A 2,293-nucleotide genomic window follows, 5' to 3' on the forward strand; every position below is an offset into this window, starting at 1 on the left:
ACGATGTCCTCGATCGTGTCGTCGACCATCGTCAATGTCGCGGTGCCGGACCTGAGCCGGCATTTCGGCCTCGGGCAGGAGCGCGCGCAATGGGTCGCGGCCAGCTTCATGATCGCGATGACGCTGGCGATGCTGCTGACGCCGTGGCTGCTGAACCGCTACGGCCTGCGCCGCACCTTTCTTGGCGCCGCCGTGCTGCTCGGCGTCGGCGGGCTGGTCGGCGGCTTCTCGCCGACCTATGGCGTGATGATCGCGATGCGCGTGGCCGAAGGCGTGGCCGCCGGCATCATGCAGCCGCTGCCCAATATCCTGATCCTGCGCGTGTTCGAGGAACGCGAGCAGGGCAGGGCGATGGGCATGTTCGGCTTCGGCGTGGTGCTGGCGCCGGCGCTGGGGCCGAGCCTGGGCGGCTTCCTGGTCGAATCGTTCGGCTGGCGCTCGATCTTCTTCGTGGTGGTGCCGCTGACCATCGTCGCCGGACTGATGGCGCGCCGCTTCATGGCGATCGATTCCGCGATGATGGGCGAGCGCAAGCCGCTCGACTGGCAGGGCCTGGCGCTGGCCGGCGTCGCCACGGTGATGCTGCTCAACGGCCTGGTCGAGCTGCGCGAGGACACCGTCACCGGCCTGCTGCTGTCGGGCCTGGGCGTGCTGCTGCTGGTGCTGTTCGTGCTGTGGCAGCTGCGCGCCTCGGACCCGCTGATGAACATGCGGCTGTACAGCTATCGGCAGTTCTCGGCCGGCGCGGTGGTGGCCTTCATCTATGGCGCCGGGCTGTTCGGTTCGACCTATCTGCTGCCGGTCTATATGCAGATGGCGCTGCAGTACTCGCCGTCGCAGGCGGGCTTCGTGCTGCTGCCGGCGGGGATCGCGCTGGCGGTGACCATCGCCGCGGCCGGCCGGCTGACCAGCCGCGTGCCGCCGCATATCCAGGTGTCGGCGGGGCTGGCGCTGCTGGCCGCGTCCTTCCTGCTGATGGCGCTGGGCTCGCTGACGACGCCCTATGTGGTGCTGGTGGCGCTGGCGGTGCTGGGGCGTATCGGCCTGGGCTGCATCCTGCCGTCGCTGTCGCTGGGCGCGATGCGGGGCGTCGATTTTTCGCTGATCGCGCAGGGGTCCAGCGTGATCAACTTCGTGCGGCAGCTGGGTGGTGCCATCGGTGTCAGCCTGGCCGGGGTCGGCCTGCAATGGCGGCTGGAGTCGCACGGCGCGCTGCTGGCCGGCAATCAGGCCGGGGCCGATGCCGCGGCGCGCATCCGCGCGTTCGACGAGACCTTCCTGGCGGTGGGGCTGGTGATTGCGACCGCGATCCTGGCCGCCTGGCGGATCCGGCCGCGGCAGCAGCCGGAGCGGGTGGGGCAGTAGCGCCTGATGTCTGTCGCGCCCGCGAACGCAGCGGGCGCACCGTGCTGGCTGTCTCGCGTGGAAGCCGCCGGGTCCCCGTCGGCGCAAGGGATGGCAGGGCGGGGACGGCGGCGCGGGGATGTCCGCGCGAAGAAGACAGCGCGCGAAGGCGGCGGCGCGGCGCTGGCTCAGCTGGCCGCGCCGGACTTCAGCTCCTCCACCAGCTCGATGTACTTCTGCATCGCCTCTTCCTGGCTGGTGCCCTTCAGCGTTTCCCAGGCCTCGAACTTGTAGCGCCCGACGAAGTCGGTCATGCCCGGCTTGTCGCCATGGACGTCGCCCTCGCTGCCTTGCTTGAACAGCGCGTACAGGCGCAGCAGCGTCATGTTGCTGGGGCGTTCGGGCAGTTGCTTGACGTCGTTCTGCGCTTGCTCGAAGCGCTGTTGCAGGTCGCTCATGGGGGACTCCGGGACGGTGAGGGAGATGGACCCGCGATGATAGCCCCCGGGCCGCCAAACCCGCCCGGAAAAAACCGAGGGCGGCTTCGGTTCCGTGGCCAGCGGATACAATCGCGGCATGTCATGGATTCTTGCCGTTGAAACCTCCACCGAGTGGTGTTCCGTCGCGCTCGGACACGCCTCGCCGACCGGCGGCCTGCGCTGCCTGGCCCGCCACGAACAGACCGGCCCGCGCTCGTCGGGCCGGGTCCTGCCCGCCGCCGGCGAACTGCTGGCCGAGGCCGGCATCCGGCTGGCCGATTGCGCCGCGATCGCCTTCGGCGCCGGCCCGGGCTCGTTTACCGGCCTGCGCACCGCCTGCGGCATCGCGCAGGGGCTGGCCTTCGGCGCCGATCTGCCGGTCGTGCCCGTCAATACGCTGATGGCCTGCGCCGAACGCGTGCGCGGGGTGCCCGGGGCCGCGCTGGAGGGCGACGCCACGGACCAGCCGC

At 70.6% G+C, this 2,293-nt stretch carries 3 protein-coding genes; 2 read left to right on the forward strand and 1 reads right to left on the reverse strand.

The genetic code is table 11. The features are described from left to right. Positions 1-1,365, forward strand: a 1,365-nt coding sequence (locus tag AC6EI8_RS26135) for a DHA2 family efflux MFS transporter permease subunit (protein ID WP_498383341.1), incomplete at its 5' end; no start/stop codon positions are given. A 167-nt stretch (positions 1,366-1,532) separates the two neighbouring features. Here AC6EI8_RS26135 and AC6EI8_RS26140 read toward each other — a convergent pair. Further along, a complete protein-coding gene (locus AC6EI8_RS26140) occupies positions 1,533-1,802 on the reverse strand; it encodes an acyl-CoA-binding protein (RefSeq protein WP_149319058.1) in 270 nt (89 codons plus the stop codon). Positions 1,803-1,920: 118 nt separating this feature from the next. On the opposite strand from AC6EI8_RS26140, the gene tsaB reads away from it, so the two are divergent. After that, on the forward strand, positions 1,921-2,293 hold a 373-nt coding region (gene tsaB / locus AC6EI8_RS26145), incomplete at its 3' end, for a tRNA (adenosine(37)-N6)-threonylcarbamoyltransferase complex dimerization subunit type 1 TsaB (protein WP_498383342.1).

This window comes from Cupriavidus sp. R6-3 (genome assembly GCF_059772245.1).